16 protein-coding genes are annotated in these 15,948 nt (G+C 61.7%); 13 read left to right on the top strand and 3 right to left on the bottom strand.

Annotation, left to right across the window (positions count from 1 at the left end; genetic code table 11):
- Window positions 1-20 precede the first annotated feature (20 nt).
- The 9 genes from QM716_RS02585 to QM716_RS02545 all read left to right on the top strand — a co-directional run bounded on the left by QM716_RS02585 (window position 21) and on the right by QM716_RS02545 (window position 8,902).
- Window positions 21-824: an ABC transporter ATP-binding protein gene (locus tag QM716_RS02585; protein WP_283302193.1), complete on the top strand. Its 804-nt coding sequence runs from the start codon at window positions 21-23 to the stop codon at window positions 822-824.
- Complete coding sequence (locus QM716_RS02580; protein ID WP_283302192.1) at window positions 821-1,534, top strand: ABC transporter ATP-binding protein; 714 nt, start codon at window positions 821-823, stop codon at window positions 1,532-1,534. Before QM716_RS02585 ends, QM716_RS02580 begins: the two co-directional genes overlap by 4 nt.
- Before the next feature lie 3 nt (window positions 1,535-1,537).
- On the top strand, window positions 1,538-2,434 hold the full coding sequence (locus QM716_RS02575; RefSeq protein ID WP_230814402.1) for a branched-chain amino acid ABC transporter permease: 897 nt from the start codon (window positions 1,538-1,540) through the stop codon (window positions 2,432-2,434).
- Complete coding sequence (locus tag QM716_RS02570) at window positions 2,431-3,519, top strand: branched-chain amino acid ABC transporter permease (RefSeq protein WP_283302190.1); 1,089 nt, start codon at window positions 2,431-2,433, stop codon at window positions 3,517-3,519. The genes QM716_RS02575 and QM716_RS02570 overlap by 4 nt, the downstream gene beginning before the upstream one ends.
- Window positions 3,520-3,577: 58 nt before the next feature.
- Entirely contained in the window at window positions 3,578-4,861 is a 1,284-nt protein-coding gene (locus QM716_RS02565; RefSeq protein WP_283302189.1) for an ABC transporter substrate-binding protein, read from the top strand.
- A 13-nt stretch (window positions 4,862-4,874) separates the two neighbouring features.
- Entirely contained in the window at window positions 4,875-6,593 is a 1,719-nt protein-coding gene (locus tag QM716_RS02560) for a class I adenylate-forming enzyme family protein (RefSeq protein WP_283302187.1), read from the top strand.
- Window positions 6,590-6,991, top strand: coding sequence for a nuclear transport factor 2 family protein (locus QM716_RS02555; RefSeq protein WP_283302186.1), 402 nt, complete (start codon window positions 6,590-6,592; stop codon window positions 6,989-6,991). The genes QM716_RS02560 and QM716_RS02555 overlap by 4 nt, the downstream gene beginning before the upstream one ends.
- 64 nt (window positions 6,992-7,055) lie before the next feature.
- A complete protein-coding gene (locus QM716_RS02550) occupies window positions 7,056-8,036 on the top strand; it encodes an LLM class F420-dependent oxidoreductase (RefSeq protein ID WP_283302185.1) in 981 nt (326 codons plus the stop codon).
- 65 nt (window positions 8,037-8,101) lie between these two features.
- Entirely contained in the window at window positions 8,102-8,902 is an 801-nt protein-coding gene (locus tag QM716_RS02545; RefSeq protein ID WP_283302184.1) for a crotonase/enoyl-CoA hydratase family protein, read from the top strand.
- A gap of 194 nt (window positions 8,903-9,096) precedes the next feature.
- Here the strand turns inward: QM716_RS02545 and QM716_RS02540 are convergent, their stop codons facing one another.
- On the bottom strand, window positions 9,097-10,284 hold the full coding sequence (locus tag QM716_RS02540) for an ROK family transcriptional regulator (RefSeq protein WP_283302183.1): 1,188 nt from the start codon (window positions 10,282-10,284) through the stop codon (window positions 9,097-9,099).
- Between the two features lie 194 nt (window positions 10,285-10,478).
- On the opposite strand from QM716_RS02540, the gene QM716_RS02535 reads away from it, so the two are divergent.
- Genes QM716_RS02535 through QM716_RS02520 form a run of 4 tightly spaced genes read left to right on the top strand, consistent with a single transcriptional unit; the run spans window position 10,479 to window position 14,045 of the window.
- Entirely contained in the window at window positions 10,479-10,733 is a 255-nt protein-coding gene (locus tag QM716_RS02535; RefSeq protein ID WP_283302182.1) for a DUF3263 domain-containing protein, read from the top strand.
- Window positions 10,734-10,786: 53 nt separating this feature from the next.
- Window positions 10,787-11,104 (top strand): WhiB family transcriptional regulator, encoded by a 318-nt coding sequence (locus tag QM716_RS02530; protein ID WP_230814392.1) that lies wholly within the window; start codon window positions 10,787-10,789, stop codon window positions 11,102-11,104.
- Between the two features lie 24 nt (window positions 11,105-11,128).
- Window positions 11,129-12,526: a xylulokinase gene (gene xylB, locus QM716_RS02525; protein WP_283302180.1), complete on the top strand. Its 1,398-nt coding sequence runs from the start codon at window positions 11,129-11,131 to the stop codon at window positions 12,524-12,526.
- A gap of 40 nt (window positions 12,527-12,566) precedes the next feature.
- Window positions 12,567-14,045, top strand: coding sequence for an FGGY-family carbohydrate kinase (locus tag QM716_RS02520; protein WP_283302179.1), 1,479 nt, complete (start codon window positions 12,567-12,569; stop codon window positions 14,043-14,045).
- A gap of 22 nt (window positions 14,046-14,067) precedes the next feature.
- Here the strand turns inward: QM716_RS02520 and QM716_RS02515 are convergent, their stop codons facing one another.
- Both QM716_RS02515 and QM716_RS02510 read right to left on the bottom strand, forming a co-directional pair.
- Entirely contained in the window at window positions 14,068-14,838 is a 771-nt protein-coding gene (locus tag QM716_RS02515; RefSeq protein ID WP_283302178.1) for an SDR family NAD(P)-dependent oxidoreductase, read from the bottom strand.
- Between the two features lie 17 nt (window positions 14,839-14,855).
- Window positions 14,856-15,854 carry a sugar-binding transcriptional regulator gene (locus QM716_RS02510; RefSeq protein ID WP_283303028.1) on the bottom strand — a complete coding sequence of 333 codons (999 nt, stop codon included), beginning with the start codon at window positions 15,852-15,854 and terminating at the stop codon, window positions 14,856-14,858.
- Window positions 15,855-15,948 lie beyond the last annotated feature (94 nt).

Here is a 15,948-nt window from a genome sequence, read left to right as displayed (position 1 = left end):
TGTCACGAGGAGGTGAACCAATGCTTGGAACCACACCACCCGCACAACCCGCGAATGACCCGGTCGTACTCACGCTTTCCGGCGTATCGATCGAATTCGGCGGAGTCACCGCTCTCGACGACGTCGGCTTCGACGTCCGCGCCGGACAGATCTGCGGGCTCATCGGGCCCAACGGCGCTGGTAAGACCACGCTGTTCAACTGCATCACAAGGATTTACGAGCCGAGCCGGGGCGTCATCACCTGGCAGGGAACCGACCTGCTCGGGCTGCGCCCCTATGCGCTCGCCTCGGCCGGGATCGCTCGAACCTTCCAGAATCTCGCACTGTTCAGCGGCATGAGCGTCTTCGACAACACCATGGTCGGTGGATCGTCTCGGGGCCGCTTCGGACTGGCGAGCGGGCTTCTCGGCTGGCCTCCAGCGCGCGCCCGAGTCCGAGAATTGCGAGAGAAGGCCTGGTACCTGCTCGAACGCCTCGAACTCGTCGACGTCGCGAATGCACCTGCGGCAGGCCTTCCGTTCGGAACACTCAAGCGCGTCGAACTGGCGCGAGCATTGATGTCCGAGCCGTCGCTACTCCTGCTGGACGAACCGGCTGGTGGGCTCACGCACAGTGAGGTCAAGGAACTGGGAGAACTGATCGTCTCCCTCCGCGACGACTTCGGCTTCGGTGCGCTTCTGGTCGAACACCACATGGGATTGGTGCTCGGGATCTCCGATCACGTTGTCGCCCTGAACTTCGGCCACAAGATTGCCGAGGGAACTCCGGCGGAGATCCAGCAGGATGACGCCGTGATCAACGCGTATCTGGGACGTGCCGCGTGACGCTGTTGAAGGTCGACGACCTGCATGCCGGCTACGGGCGCGGCAATGTACTGCACGGGATTTCGCTCGACGTGGAACCTGGCGGGGTCGCTGTCGTTCTCGGCGCGAACGGCGCCGGAAAGACCACCATGATGCGTGCGCTGGCCGGTTTGATTCCGCATCAGGGAACGATCACCTTCAACGGTTCGCCGTTGGGGTCGAAACCGGAACGCGCCGTGGCTGCCGGCGTGAGCCTCGTCCCGCAAGGCCGCGGAACTCTCGGTCAACTGTCCGTCCGCGACAACCTGCTCGTCGGCGCTGCGTTGCGTAAGGACAAGGCCGAGATCGCAGCCGACATCGAGCGGTGGTGCGAGACGTTTCCGGTGCTCGGTCGTCGCTCGACGCAACTGGCGGGCTCACTCTCGGGCGGCGAACAGCAGATGCTCGCGGTCGCGCGCGCATTGATGAGCCGTCCCACACTCCTTCTGTGCGACGAACCCAGCCTGGGTCTCGCACCCATCGTCATTGCCGAATTGTTCGACACGCTCGGTGCGATCAACCGCAGCGACGGAACTGCACTGCTGATCGTGGAACAGAATGCCGATCTCGCAATGAAACTCGCGTCGAAGGTCTTCCTACTCGACGTAGGCACCATCGTCGCTGCCGGAACGACCGAGGAATTTCGTTCCGACGACGTCGTGCGCAGCGCTTACCTCGGGTACCAGGAGTAAACGGTGACACTCTTTCTCGAACGACTCATCTCCGGATTGACCAACGGGTCCATCTACGCAATTCTTGCCCTCGCACTGGTGGTAGTGTTCCGCGCCACCGGCACGATCAACTTCGCTCAGGGCGAGTTGGCCCTGTTCACGACCTTCGTGGCGTGGTGGCTCACGACGATGTCCTGGCCGATCTGGGCCGCGATCGGAGCGGCACTCGCTCTCGGCTTCTTGCTCGGTGCATTGATGGAGCGTCTGCTGATCCGGCCAGTTCAGCGTAGAAGCGACATGGCAGTGCTGATCGTGGCACTGGGATTGTTCACCGGGCTCAACTCGTTGGCCGGAATGCTGTGGGGGAGCGACACGAAGATCATGCCGAGTCCGTTCCCCAACGGTCCGACCGACTACATCTCGGTGGGCGGTGCGCGTGTGTACGGCGACGCGCTGGGTGTACTCGTGGCGCTGGTTGTCCTACTTGTGTTGATGTCCTTGCTCTTTCGCAAGACCAGGGTTGGTCTGCACATGCGCGCTGTCGCGGACAACGCCGAATCGGCAACCCTCGCCGGAGTTCCGACCAGCCGGATACTCGCAATCGGTTGGGGTGTTGCGGCAGCGATCGGCGCACTGGCCGGTGTCCTGGTCACTCCGCTCTCGCCGCAGCAACTCGGTCTCACGACCATGTTTCCGATCTTCATCGCAGCATCTGCGGCCGCATTGTTCGGAGGACTCGACAGTCTTGTCGGTGCCGTGGTCGGCGGGTTGACGATCGGTGTCCTGGAATCGATGCTCAGCGGCTACATTTCGGCCATCGGTGGTTCGCTTCAGCAGACATCCGCTCTGCTGATCATCGTGGTGATCCTCTTCGTCAGACCCAATGGACTGTTCGGAACCAAGAAGCTGGAGCGGGTATGACGACGCTTGCCGAGAGAAATGAACCCGCCGTCGCCGAAAAGGCGGTCAGGCAGCCGCGTGTGGTGGTCGCCGGATCGACGTCGTACCGGTTACTCCAGATAGTTCTGTTGGTGGCAGCCGTCTGTGCATTGCTTCTCGCGTCACAGAGTGCACCGTTTCGCGTGGGGCAGTTCACGAGCGTCTTCATCATCGCGATTGCCATTGCAGGACTGAATATCGTCAGCGGATACACCGGACTGCTGTCGATCGGCCATTCCGCCTTCTTCGGCCTCGGCGCGTACACGACCGGCGTGCTGGTCGTCGATCGCGGATACTCGCCGTTGACCACGATCCCGATGGCAGTCGTATTATGTTTTGTACTAGGGCTTCTCGTCGGGCTTCCGTCGTTGCGGATCAAGGGGCTGTATCTGGCTCTCGTGACACTCGCCGTCGCTGTGGCGTTTCCCGAAGTGATCCGCAAGACCGGGGATCTGACCGGTGGTGCCGCCGGAATGGTGGTTCGTGCAAATCTGCTGGTCCCGCCGAAATGGACGGGTTTGACTCGCGCGGACACCTATCTCTGGATCTTCTGGGTGTCGGTCGTGACGCTGGCGATTGTCATGCTCCTGATTCGCAATCTCGTCAAGAGTCGATTCGGTCTGGCTATGGTCGCGGTGCGCGACAACGAGATTGCGGCGAGCGCAAACGGCATCAACGTCGCGCGGGTCAAGATTCTCGCTTTCGGGCTTTCCGGCGCGATCACCGGCCTGGGAGGTTCGCTGTTCACGATGTACATCGGCGCGCTCTCGCCCGAGTCCTTCTCGCTGATGAAGTCGATCGAGTTCATCACCGGGCTGGTATTGGGCGGAATCGCAACCCAATTCGGCCCGATCGTGGGGGCAACTGCAGTGGTGTTCCTGCCGTACTACACCGGAAGCGTCACCGACGGCCCCGTGTCGGGAGTGGTGTTCGGCGCGGTGCTGATCGCGATCGTGTTCTTGATGCCGGACGGAATCGTCGGCCGGATCAACAGCGTCCTACGACGATTCATCCTCGTGGTTCCCGCAGATCATCCCAAGTATCGCGAAGGCGAGCCTCGCACCTGATCAACATCTCCCTCGCCCACTCTCGTTTCTCTCAACTCACAGCAAGGAACTGGACGACATGAAAAGGCAGAGCACGATTCCCGCAGTCATCGCCGCTGCGGCACTACTCCTTTCGGCCTGCGGAGGTAGCTCCGATGCAGAGAGCAACACGTCGACATCAGCCGGTGCAGTCTCGGTCGACGACTGCAGCGATCCCAGCGGTGCCGCAGCGCCGATCACCGACAAACTCACGGTGGGATGGAGCGGGCCGACGTCAGGCCCGCTCGCCGACGCCGTCGGCAACGTGATCGAAGGAATGCGAGCACGGTTCGAGGTGGCGAACGCGGCCGGCGGTGTCGGCGGTGTCAAACTCGACGTCGTGGTCAAGGACGATGCCTTCTCCCCGGAGCGCGCCAAAGCCAATGTCGGAGAGTTTATTCAGAAGGACAAGGTCGACGTTCTGGGCACGTTCGGAGCCGGCCAGTTGAACGCCATCGCGGACGATCAGACCACTGCCTGTGTGCCACTACTCTTTGCACAGGCAGGGATGCCAGAGTTCCGGGTCATCGAAGACTTCCCGTGGACCACGGAGTATCTGCCTGATCCTGGCATCGAGATGGAGGTAGTGGTCGAGAGCCTGAAGAAAAAGTATCCGGACGGCGCCAAGGTCGCATTGGCCACGAACCAGACCGAGTCGGGACAGGGAATCGCCAACGGCTTCAAATCCGCGATCGAAGGAACCAACTTCGAGATCGCAGCCGAGGAGGCCTTGACCGACCCCAAGACGGCGGCATCGACCCTCAAGGCCAGTGGCGCCGAGGTATTGGTGGTAGCCGGTGTCACCACTGACTGCCTCGCGATCACCCAGGCGATCGGACGTGTCGGATGGAAGCCCGACACCGTGATTCAGCCGTCGAACTGCGTGGACGGTGCGACTCTGTATGCACCCGCCGGTGAAGCTGCAGACGGGCAGCAGGTGATGGTGTGGCTCAAGGATCCCAACAACGCTCTCTACAAGGACGACGCGGCGGTACGTGACTACCTTGCCGGAGCGGCGGCTCACGGTGCCGATTCCCCGACCAACAGCTACACCGTGAACGGCTGGGCCATCGGTGACCTGTTGGTGGACAACTTCACTCGGGCCTCGGAGTCATCTGACGGACTCTCCCGCGCCACCATCATGAGTGCCGCGCGGACGCAGGACTACCACCCGCCGATGTTCATCGACGGAATCAAGTTCACGATGACCGCCGATCACGCGCTGGGAATCCTGGCATTCCAGCCGTTCGAGTGGAATGCCGCTACCCAGGCCTTCGAGAAGCAGGGCGACGTGATCGACATTTCCGGCCGTTACGAGAACTGAAGAGAGCGCGCGAATGAACAAGACACACAGGGGATTGCATCCTCGCGGCAAGGTGGACGAATATACCTCGAAGGGGTGGTGGTCCGACGAGACGATCGATCAGGTGTTCCGGGCGCAGGTGCGGGTCCGCGGCGACGAACTCGCGGTAGTTGATCCGGCGAACCGGAGCGAGTTGTCCGGCGGAGATCCACGGCGCCTCAGTTGGAACCAACTGGAGAGCGAAGTCATCTCGCTCGCTGCCCGCTTCACCGAGGCGGGCTTGGGCCGGGGAGATGTTCTGGGCGTGCAGATGCCCAACACCGTCGAACTGGTCGAGGTTTACCTTGCAGCGTGGTCGCTGGGGATCGTGGTCTCACCCTTACCCATGCAGTACCGCGAACGTGAAGTGGAAGGAATGGCAAACCAGGCGGCGTTTGCAGCGTTTGTCACCGTACCCAGCTTCGGTGACAGACTCCCCGCTACGGAGATCGCTGCAATCAGATCCCGGATTTCCTCTCTGAGATCGGTATTCGCCTACGCTCCCGCGTCCGAGCTTCCGGCTCAGCTTCCAGCCGGCGTCGTGGGGCTGAGTCCTCGGGCAGCCACCGAAGCGCAGCGCGAACTGGATGAACGAAACACCGAAGATCCCAACGACCCGAACGACGCGATGACGATCTGTTGGACCTCCGGAACAGAAAGCGAGCCGAAGGGGGTCCCACGTTCGCACTACGAGTGGCTGGCCATCTGCTGGGCCACGATCGACGCTCCCGACATCGTCGTCGACGACGTCCTGCTGAACCCGTTCCCGATGGTCAACATGGCCGGAATCAACGGAATGTTTTTGCCCTGGCTCCGTACGGGATGTGTACTGGTACAGCACCACCCGTTCGATCTTCGAGTGTTCCTCGGGCAGATCGAGGCCGAGCGAGTGACGTACACAGTAGCGCCGCCTGCGCTGTTGTGGATGCTGCTCGCCGACGAGTCGATGCTCGCGGCCGTCGACCTGTCGAGCCTGACGCGGATCGGTTCGGGTTCGGTGCCGCTGCAACCTCCGATGGTGCGGGGATGGCAGGAGCGATACGGAATCGGAGTCATCAACTTCTTCGGATCCAACGAAGGGATCAGTCTGCTCTCTTCGCCTGCGGACATGCCGGATCCGGACGACCGCGCACGGTACTTCCCTCGCTTCGGTGTCGAGAACTTTCGCTGGAGCACCAGGATCTCGGATTGGATGGACGTTCGCTTGGTCGACGTGGTCACCGGCGAGGACATCACCGAAGTCGGGCACCCGGGTGAGTTGCGGGTCAGCGGACCCACGGTCTTTGCCGGCTATCTCGGCGATCGGCCGTCACCGTTCGACGAACGCGGATTCCTTTGCACCGGAGACATCTTCGAAATCGCCGGTGATCACGGACAATTCCTCCGCTACCTGGATCGAGGCAAAGACCTTGTAATCCGCGGCGGAATGAACATCGCTCCAGCCGAATTGGAGGGGTTGATCGCCGAGCATCCGTCCGTCGCGGACGTCGCCGTCATCGGTGACCCCGACGAAGTGCTCGGTGAGCGCGTCGCAGCAGTGGTGACACTGCGACCCGAGACGGAACTCGAGCTGGATGCTCTGGTTGCGTTCCTGAAGGACAAGCGCATCGCGTCGTACAAGCTTCCCGAGCGGCTGGAGGTTCGGAAAGAGTTGCCGCGCAATTCGACCGGAAAGATCCTCAAGCGTGAGCTTCGACAGAAGAGTGTGGCATGAGTGTGATGAACGACAGTGACAAGCTTGCACTGGCGCGTGAGATGTTCCAGGCCTGGGACGTCATGGACTGGGCTCGCGTCGTCAACCTGTTCGCCGAGGACGGTGTGCTCCACAGCGTGATGCAGGAACCTCTTGTCGGCAAGGAGGCTGTTGCGGGCCGAATCGCGTTGCTGGCAAGCAAGTGTGAACGGATCACCCTGAAGATCGAGTCTCTCGGTGTGATCGACGGCAGGGTTTTCGTGCAGCGAGTGGACGATTTCCACTTCGACGGTACCCACGGCGTCGTGCCGGTTGTCGGAATCCTCAGCATGGCAGACGGGCTGGTTACCGAGTGGCTCGAATACTACGACCGCCCGACACTGTTGAAGGGAATGGGTCTTGTCTCCGATTTCGAGTAGCGGGATTTCGAGTAGCGGGATTTCGAGTAGCGGGACTTCGAGTGGCGGGATTTCGCCTAGAGGATTGCCGACAATCGACATCTCCCTGGGTTTGTGGCAGGACCGTCCGCCGCGCGAGGTGACCGTCACTGCGCGCCTTGCCGGCAAACTGGGGTTCGGCCGAGTGTGGGTGGGGGAGATGGCGACGTACGACGCCTTTGCGTTGGCTACGTCGGTTGGCGCCGGCTTCGAGCACTCCGAGTTGGTGGTCGGCCCGCTGGCAGTGACGGTTCGTGATCCGGCGATGATCGCGATCGGGGCGGCGTCGGTAGCGGACTTGACCGGGCGTCACGTGTCGATCGCGTTGGGTACGTCCAGTACTGTCGTGGTCGAAAAATGGCATGGGCGAAGCAGATCCGGAGCGGCACGTGCACTCGCGGAGTCCGCCCGCGGTGTGCGAGCGCTGATGAACGGCGAGCGGGGCGAAGTCGCCGGCACAGTAATGCGCACCAGTGGATACCGACTGCGCCTTCAGCCGCCAGGTGGGCGGCTGATCGTTGCAGCTTTCGGAGACAAGGCTCTTCGCGCCGCGGTGGAGTTGGGTGACGAACTGGTGCTCAATCTGGTGAGTGCGGAGCAGGCCGGTCGTCTGATCTCGCGATGCAAGGAGATCGCGGCCGAGTTGAAAACGGGCATGCCCGTCGTGTCGGTGTGGGCACCGGCTGCTGTCGCCGAGAACGGACCGTCGCAGGTGTCGATCGATCAACTCAGACGTGGGCTTGTGCCGTATCTCGCTGCCCCCGGATACTCGGACATGTTCGTCCGCGCCGGCTTCGCGGACGTGATCGAGGCAGCGAGGGCCGGGGCCGCACCGCGAGAGCTCTTGAGTCAGGTCTCCGACGCCATGGTGGCGACGGTGGGAATCGTGGGAACTGTGGCCGATGCTCGCGAGCAACTCGAGGCGTACCGAGCGGTGGGGGTGGACACCGTCGTAGCCGTGCCTTCATCCACTGATTCGGACCCGGCCGGGCAAGTGACCATGGAACTTCTTGCCGAGATGGCATGACGAATCCTCGACGAACTTACTCTCAGGTAAGTTCGTCGGGGATATGTCGAGTCGGAGGAGTTGCCGTGAGTGATCGTGTTCGTGTCGAGGTAGTGCAGTCGGTGGCGTACGTGACGCTGAACCGACCGGAGAAACTCAACGGTCTCGATCTGGACATGCTCGACGCGCTGGTGAATGCCGCTCGAACGATCGAAACTGATCGTTCGATTCGGGGCGTAGTTCTGCAAGGCGCGGGTGACGCATTCTCTGCCGGGTTGGACTTCGCTTCTGCGGGCAAGCAGCCGAGTCGGATGGCAAGGGCATTTGCGAAATTTCCCGGTCAGAAGACCAACCTGTTTCAACGCGCGTGCTGGGTGTGGCGTGAATTGCCCGTGCCGGTCATCGCGGTCGTTCACGGCCACTGTTTCGGCGGGGGACTGCAATTGGCGCTCGCCGCAGACTTTCGGTTCGCCACCCCCGATTGCACGTTCTCGGTGATGGAGGCGAAGTGGGGACTGATTCCCGACATGACCGGGACGGTCACGATGCGTGAACTCGCGGCAATGGACGTCGTGAAACGCCTCGCCATGACGGCCGAACTGTTCGATGGAAATCAGGCTCTCGAGTGGGGTTTCGTGAGCGGAGTCAGCGACAATCCGCTCGAGCCGGCACAGGAACTGCTGTCGCAGATCATGACTCGCTCGCCGGACGCCGTCGCAGCAACGAAGACGTTGTTGCACAAGACTTGGAACCGATCGCCTCGCTGGGCATTTTGGATTGAATCGCGGATCCAACTGGCTTTGATGAGGGGTAAAAACCACAAGATCGTGCGCACCGCGAACGGTGCGAAGAAGTTGCCGGAGTTCGCCATTCGAAAGTTCGGCTGACGAAACCCCGGCATCGCGGCGCCGTGCGGCGTCCACCTCGAGGTCGATCACAGCATCAGATCTCGTCCTGATCGGTCTTTGATGAGCATCGTTGCGACGAAGGACACCGCGGCCAACAGGGCTAGATAGATCGAGATGGCCAGAGTGCCACAAGAGATGATTATCCGGTGCGAAGCGTGCGAGAAATCAGTCGCTCAGTTTTGGGGCGACGCGGCAATGCGCAGGTCGATTTCCCGGGCGCTGAGGAGGTGGTCGAGGACAAGAACCGCGCAGCCGAGAATGCCTGACTGTGCGCCGTGGCTGACCGATGCGATCTGCAGCTTTCGAGTGGCAAGCGCCGTTGCATTGCCGTACACAGACTCTCGAAGCCCGGCGAGGAAGAGTTCGTCCGCCTCGGCCATGTCGCCGCCGATGATCAGGACCTCGGGATTGAGGAGGTTGACCGCGCCGGAAATGACGTCGCCGATCAGTCGACCGCTGCTTCTGATGAGTCGGCGTGCTTCGCTGTCGCCGTCCAGAGCGAGGCGGACAACGTCCCGCACGTGCCCGACGCTCCGGCCCTGATCTCGGAGGGCGTGCACGAGAGCCCAACCGCTGGCGACGGTTTCGACGCAGCCGACGTCGCCGCACCGACATTTCATGCCCCGTGCCGCAGCGGTCTTCGTGTGCCCGATCTCGCCGGAGGCTCCGAGTGAACCGCGTTGGAGGACTCCGCCCAAGACGATTCCCGCGCCCAGGCCGGTCGATGCCTTGATCATCAGGAGGTTGGGCGCGCTCTCGCGGCGTTCGCTCAGTTCGGCCAGAGCCATCACGTTGGCATCGTTGTCGGCAAACAGTGGTGCCATCGTCACCGATGCCAAGTAGGGGGCGAGGGCAACTCCGTCCCATCCCGCCATCATCGGAGAATCGAGGCTGGCTCCTGCGGCGACGTCGACGGTTCCCGGAATGCTCAGTCCTACCCCGATGACTTCGGTGGACTTCCGCTGGACCCGGGCCAGCAGTGACGAGAGATGCTCGGCAATTTCGGGCATCAGTTCGTCCGGGCCGACTCCGACCGACTTGTCGATGTCTTCCGCGGCGAGGATCGTGCCCGCCAGGTCGGTGACGGCAAGTTGTGCCCGCGATCGACCGATCGCCACGACGAGAACCACGCCGGACGAATTCGCGAACGTGAGAGTGGACGGCGGCCGGCCGCCCGTCGACGGACCCTCGTCGTCATCGGCGATCAAACCAAGCGATTGAAGTGCGGCAACCCTGGCCGATACTGCTGTCCTGGACAGGCCGGTGAGCTTCCCGATCTCGCTGCGAGTGGTCGCTGAACCGCTGCGTATCAGCGTGAATACCTCTCCTGCGGTAGCCGGAGTCGTGGACGGTCGGGTCATTGTCCTATTCAAGCATTCCTCGTCAGTAACTTCAGCGTGCGAAAGTTCGCTCACTTTGTACACAAAAAGACGTAAGTAAGTCTTGTGAAAAAGCAGAAGTAGGCATACTCTGTGTCTTGACTCACTGCCACGGGCGTCCGAGGAGACGAGTCGCAGTTTCTGTGAAGCAGGGCGCACAAACAGGGGAGAACCTGATGAGCCGCACCGATACACAAGAGATCGTCGAGTTCGCACTCAAGTGGCAGCATTTCGACGGTGGACCTGACGAAGAGATCTTTGTAACTTTCGGCCTCGCCCCGGACGAGTATTTCCGCAGGCTGCAGGCGATTCTCGACGACGGCGTCGCAGCGCTGACTCCGCCGGTCGCCGGCGAAATCGCTTCGGTCTGCGCACATCGGCTCGGCCGATCGGCGAATCGGCCAGGCGTCGACAAGTCCGCCGCCGCGTAACTCCCGAGTCACCCGAACACGTTTCACCCGAGTAAGGAATTGAGGTCGCCATCATGCACAAGCACCTTCCGATGCCGTACCCGACCGCCGAAGTGTGGGACTGGCAATTGCAGGGAGCATGCCGTGGGCACGACTCCGCGGTGTACTTCCACCCGGACGGCGAGCGTGGACACGCCCGCGAGAACCGTGAACGTAACGCCAAGAAGGTCTGCGGGACGTGCCCTGTACTCCAGCAGTGCCGCGAACACGCCCTGTCCGTCCACGAGCCTTACGGCATCTGGGGTGGAATGACGGAGACCGAGCGCGCAGAATATGTGCGATCGCTGCGTAAGCGCAGCAACCGGATGCCCGCGGTCGCCAACGCGAGCTGACGGTCCTTCGGAAAGGACTCCAGTGTGACGCTCGTTGCCGGTATCGATTCGTCTACCCAGTCGTGCAAAGTCATTGTCCGTGATGCCGATTCAGGTGAACTGGTTCGAGAAGGGCGAGCGGCTCATCCCGTTGGTACCGAAATAGATCCGGCACGTTGGCTCGAGGCGATGGACAATGCAATCGCAGCGGCGGGTGGGCTGGACGACGTTGCAGCCGTTTCGGTCGGAGCTCAACAGCACGGCATGGTGTGTCTGGACAACGGTGGCGAAGTCGTCAGGCCGGCGTTGCTGTGGAACGACACTCGTTCGGCGAAAGCTGCCTCCGATCTGGTCGAAGAACTCGGCGGATCGAAGGAATGGGCCGACGCCGTCGGAGTCGTTCCGGTCGCCGCGGTCACGGCAAGCAAGCTTCGATGGCTGGCAGATCACGAGCCGGCCAACGCCGATCGCACTGCTGCGGTGTGTCTTCCGCACGACTGGCTGTCCTGGAAATTGGGTGGGTCAGAGTCGTTGAAGGAGCTTGCGACAGATGCGGGCGACGCCAGTGGAACCGGCTATTACGCTGCCTCGACGCGCGAATACCGTACCGATATGTTGGCGTTGGCATTTCGCGATCGAACCCCACAGGTTCCTCGAGTTGCAGCGCCGAACGAAAAGATCGGGAGCACTCATTCCGGGGGAGTCATCGGACCGGGCACGGGTGACAATGCTGCAGCCGCACTGGGTTTGGGCGCAGTCCCCGGTGACGTGATCATCTCGATCGGAACTTCCGGCGTCGTTTCCGCTGTATCAGTCACTCCCACACACGATCCCAGTGGAAACGTGGCAGGATTCGCGGACGCAACCGGACTGCACCTGCCGCTGGTGTGCACTCTCAACGGCGCTCGCATTCTTGATGCGACGGCATCCATTCTCGGCGTCGATCACGCCGAACTGTCCAGGTTGGCGCTGACCGCGCCCCTCGGAAACGACGGTCTGGTCATGATTCCGTACTTCGAGGGTGAACGGACGCCCAACCGGCCCGATGCCACGGGATCCATGCACGGTTTCCGTTTGCAGAACTCGACGCCTGCGCACTTTGCACGAGCCGCAGTCGAAGGTCTCCTGTGCGGCTTGGCCGATGGCGTCGACGATCTGGTTCGTCAGGGTGTCGAGGTGAAGCGAGTTCTCCTCGTGGGAGGCGGAGCGAAGTCTCGTGCTCTCTGTGAGATAGCGCCGGCAATTCTCGGGGTGCCGGTCGTGATCCCCGCTCCCGGTGAGTACGTCGCCGAGGGGGCCTGCAGGCAAGCAGCATGGGCACTGTCAGGGGACGCGCAGCCGCCGGTGTGGCCGAAACCGGAAGAGCGGCGATTCGACGCCGAACCAGCTCCCCACGTGCGTGAGCGTTACGCGTCGCTGCGCGAACTCACCGAAGGCGTGTAACCACAGAGCCTGACACCGTTCGCTCGGTTAGGGTGACTCCGTGGACTTGTTGGTAGGTATAGACATGGGGACGGGCAGCAGCAAAGGGGTTCTAGTGACCCCTGACGGCGTGGTCCTGGCAACCGAGCAGATCGATCACCAGATCTCGATGCCCCGGCCCGGGTGGGCCGAGGTGGACGCCGAGAAGATGTGGTGGTCCGAGGTGTGTGAGATCTCGAAACGTCTTGTGGCGCAGGTTCCCACGAGTGCCAAGGTGGCCGGCGTATGTGTCAGCGGCGTCGGTCCGGCACTGGTGTTGTGCGACAGTGAACTTCGTCCTGTTCGTCCGGCTATCCTCTACGGAATCGACAGTCGAGCCTCAGCAGAAGTGGCCTCGCTGACCGAATTGTTCAGCGAGGAGGCAATACTCGATTGTGGTGGCAAACTCCTGTCGAGTCAGGCCGTCGGACCGAAGATCGAGTGGGTGCGCATCCATGAACCAGATATTTTTGCCGCGGCGACGCGATGGTTCGGTTCGAATTCGTACATCGCCGCAAAGCTGACCGGCGAGTACATTCAGGATCATCACACGGCCAGTCAGTGTGATCCGCTTTATTCGGTTCGAGACTTCAGCTGGAAATCCGATTGGCTCGATCGCATTCTGGGACATCTGGAATGTCCACGTTTGGTATGGCCGAGTGATGTTGTCGGACTTGTGCACGCTCGTGCAGCCGAGCAGACCGGACTACCGGCCGGAACTCCTGTTGTCGCGGGTACCGTCGACGCCTTTTCCGAAGGGTTCAGTGTGGGTGCCCGTCATCCCGGGGATCTCATGCTCATGTACGGGTCGACGATGTTCCTTGTGCAGGTGCTCGACAAGTTTCACAGCAACCCGGCATTGTGGACAACCGCAGGCGTTCAGAAGAATACTCTGGCACTTGCGGCCGGCACGTCCACCGCCGGAAGCTTGACCGGATGGCTTCAAAAGCTCACCGGTGATGCACCATTCGAACAGTTGCTCGCCGAAGCTGAGGCGGTGCCGGCCGGCGCCGAAGGGTTGTTGATCCTGCCGTACTTTGCCGGCGAACGTAGCCCCGTGTTCGACCCCAAAGCCAGAGGTGTTGTCGCAGGACTCTCATTGCGCCATGGCCGGGGGCATCTGTTTCGAGCTGCCTACGAGGGCATTGCCTTCGGAATCCGTCAGATACTCGAAATGTTCAGTGACACAGATGAACCCGTCCGACGCACGATCGCTGTGGGAGGTGGGGTCAAGAGTCGGGTCTGGACACAGGCGATCAGCGACATCAGCGGACACACACAGTTGGTTCCCGCTCAGACCATCGGCGCCAGCTACGGCGACGCGCTGTTGGCTGCGATCGGGACCGGACTTGTTGCGCCGGATACTGATTGGACGACTCTGTCGCACGAAGTAGTGCCGAATGCAGCCAACAGTGCGATGTACGAGGATTTGTATCAAACGTGGTTGACGCTGTATCCGTCGACGAAGGAACAAATCCACACCCTCGCTGAATTCGGCTGAACGGCCTGATGGCTGCGGCCGTTCAGCTTACGAGGTAACCGCCGTCGATGGGAAGATCGGTTCCGTTCACCATGGCGGCGGCGTCCGACGCCAGCCAGACGACGGCCTCGGACACCTCGTCCGGCATGGCAAAGCGGCCACTCGGGATACGATTCAACATAGGTGCAGCCTTGTCGTGCTCACCCCATACCGTCTGGCCCATCTCGGTGAGTACAACCGTCGGACAGACCGAGTTTGCCCGGACGCCGCGGCTACCCAGCTCCAAGGCAAGCACTTTGGTGGCCATCACCAAACCAGCCTTTGCGATGCAGTACGAATAGTGCTCGGGCAACGCGCGCAAGGCTGCTGCTGAAGCAACCGTCACGATGGCTCCGCCACCCGCATCGGCCATGGCTGAGCCGATCTTCGCGGCGAGCAAGGCCGGGGCACGGAGGTTGACGTTCAGAACCGCGTCGAAGTTGGGTTCGGTTATGTCGGTGACAAATTCGGGATACGAGATTCCAGCGTTGTTGACCAGCACATCGAGTCCACCGAATACCGCGAGAGACTCTTGTGCGACCTGGGTCGGTGCGTCGGGGGATGCGAGATCTGCAACGAGAATCTCGGCGCGCACGGCAAAATTGCCGCGGAGTCGGTCGGCCAGCGCTGTCAGTTCGGAACGGCTACGACCGGAGACGATTACGTCCGCGCCGGCTTGGGCAAAGGCGTGTGCGATTTGCGCGCCGATGCCTTTCGACGCTCCGGTGACAAGAGCGCGTTTTCCGCCGAGCGGGCGAGCTGACGCAGTAGGCATGACAAAGCCTTTCGAAGTTACTCGACCGCAAGTATCTGTTGTGCGGTGGTTGGGTCGGTGACAAGTTGATTGAAGTACCGGCTGCGTGCCCCGGCGATGATGGGAGCGACTTTCTCGGCGCCGACAGCCACGGCGATGCCCACCGGGATATCTTGCAGTGCAGACAGTTCGAGCGCAATAAGGCGTTCGCTACCGGGGAAGTCGACGGTGTTGCCGTCTCGATCGTAGAATCGAGAGCAGATGTCGCCCACGGCTTCCCGAAGCGATGACGACGTTATCGGAACGAACTGCGGAATGTCGGCGCGCAGTAGAGGTGGAGCGCCGATGCCCATGAGGATAGCCCGAGCTCGTGGCCACAGGCCGAGAACTCGCTGTATGGCCGGATCCTTGGTGAGGGTCGGATACAGATCGGGTCCTGGAAGCGCCGGCGCAAAAAGATAATTCGGGCGCCCGCCGATCTTGTTCGAGATCAAGCGGGTGATCTCGTTGGTCTGGTACCACTCTTCCGGTTGGTCGTTGCCACCAACAGTGGGAGCGACGAGGACTCCTGGAATGGGTGTCAGATCGTATTGCGCGACTTCGTATACCGTCCGCCCGGAGGACACGAGCAGTACGTCACCCGGCACGAGGCCGGCGCCGGCGAGGGCCTCGGCCGTCGCCGGGGCGAGTACCGAACCCATGACGTCGACCGTGCCCTTCTGCTGTGCCGGAGTGGGTAGAGGTCCAGACAGGTACACGCGATGTAGTCCGAGCTTGACGCGCAACCGCTCGGCCAGGCTTCCATGTGCTTCTTCCTGAGGCGGCACAACGTGGATGCGGACTATGCCCTGCCTTCGCGCCTCGGAAAGCATGCGACTGACGGTGGCGCGGCTGGTGCCGAGGGCTTTCGCCACTTCGGCCTGAGTGGCGTCTTCGTCGTAGTAGAGCTTGGCCGCGGTGTAGAGCAACGCGCGCGTGAATGTGCTGTTTGTGCTGGTCGGTACCGAACCAGCAGGCGTGGATGCAGGTCGTGGCATCGCGTCTGAGCTGCTGATCGGCATGACTGAAAGGTACCGCATGAACAGATGCTCACGCACCTAGTTCAGATGAACAATTGTGCTGGACATATGT

The sequence above is a fragment of the Rhodococcus sp. IEGM 1409 genome, assembly GCF_030056735.1.
Classification (GTDB): Bacteria; Actinomycetota; Actinomycetes; order Mycobacteriales; family Mycobacteriaceae; genus Rhodococcus_F.
This window is presented reverse-complemented; position numbering and strand designations above follow the sequence as displayed.

What these genes read in the sequence shown, in the direction of transcription:
- QM716_RS02515 (WP_283302178.1), bottom strand. Translation starts at nt 14,838, where the DNA reads ATGCCTACTGCGTCAGCTCGCCCGCTCGGCGGAAAACGCGCTCTTGTC.
- QM716_RS02570 (WP_283302190.1), top strand. Translation starts at nt 2,431, where the DNA reads ATGACGACGCTTGCCGAGAGAAATGAACCCGCCGTCGCCGAAAAGGCG.
- QM716_RS02585 (WP_283302193.1), top strand. Translation starts at nt 21, where the DNA reads ATGCTTGGAACCACACCACCCGCACAACCCGCGAATGACCCGGTCGTA.
- QM716_RS02560 (WP_283302187.1), top strand. Translation starts at nt 4,875, where the DNA reads ATGAACAAGACACACAGGGGATTGCATCCTCGCGGCAAGGTGGACGAA.
- QM716_RS02530 (WP_230814392.1), top strand. Translation starts at nt 10,787, where the DNA reads ATGCACAAGCACCTTCCGATGCCGTACCCGACCGCCGAAGTGTGGGAC.
- QM716_RS02540 (WP_283302183.1), bottom strand. Translation starts at nt 10,284, where the DNA reads ATGACCCGACCGTCCACGACTCCGGCTACCGCAGGAGAGGTATTCACG.
- QM716_RS02535 (WP_283302182.1), top strand. Translation starts at nt 10,479, where the DNA reads ATGAGCCGCACCGATACACAAGAGATCGTCGAGTTCGCACTCAAGTGG.
- QM716_RS02510 (WP_283303028.1), bottom strand. Translation starts at nt 15,854, where the DNA reads ATGCCACGACCTGCATCCACGCCTGCTGGTTCGGTACCGACCAGCACA.
- QM716_RS02555 (WP_283302186.1), top strand. Translation starts at nt 6,590, where the DNA reads ATGAGTGTGATGAACGACAGTGACAAGCTTGCACTGGCGCGTGAGATG.
- QM716_RS02565 (WP_283302189.1), top strand. Translation starts at nt 3,578, where the DNA reads ATGAAAAGGCAGAGCACGATTCCCGCAGTCATCGCCGCTGCGGCACTA.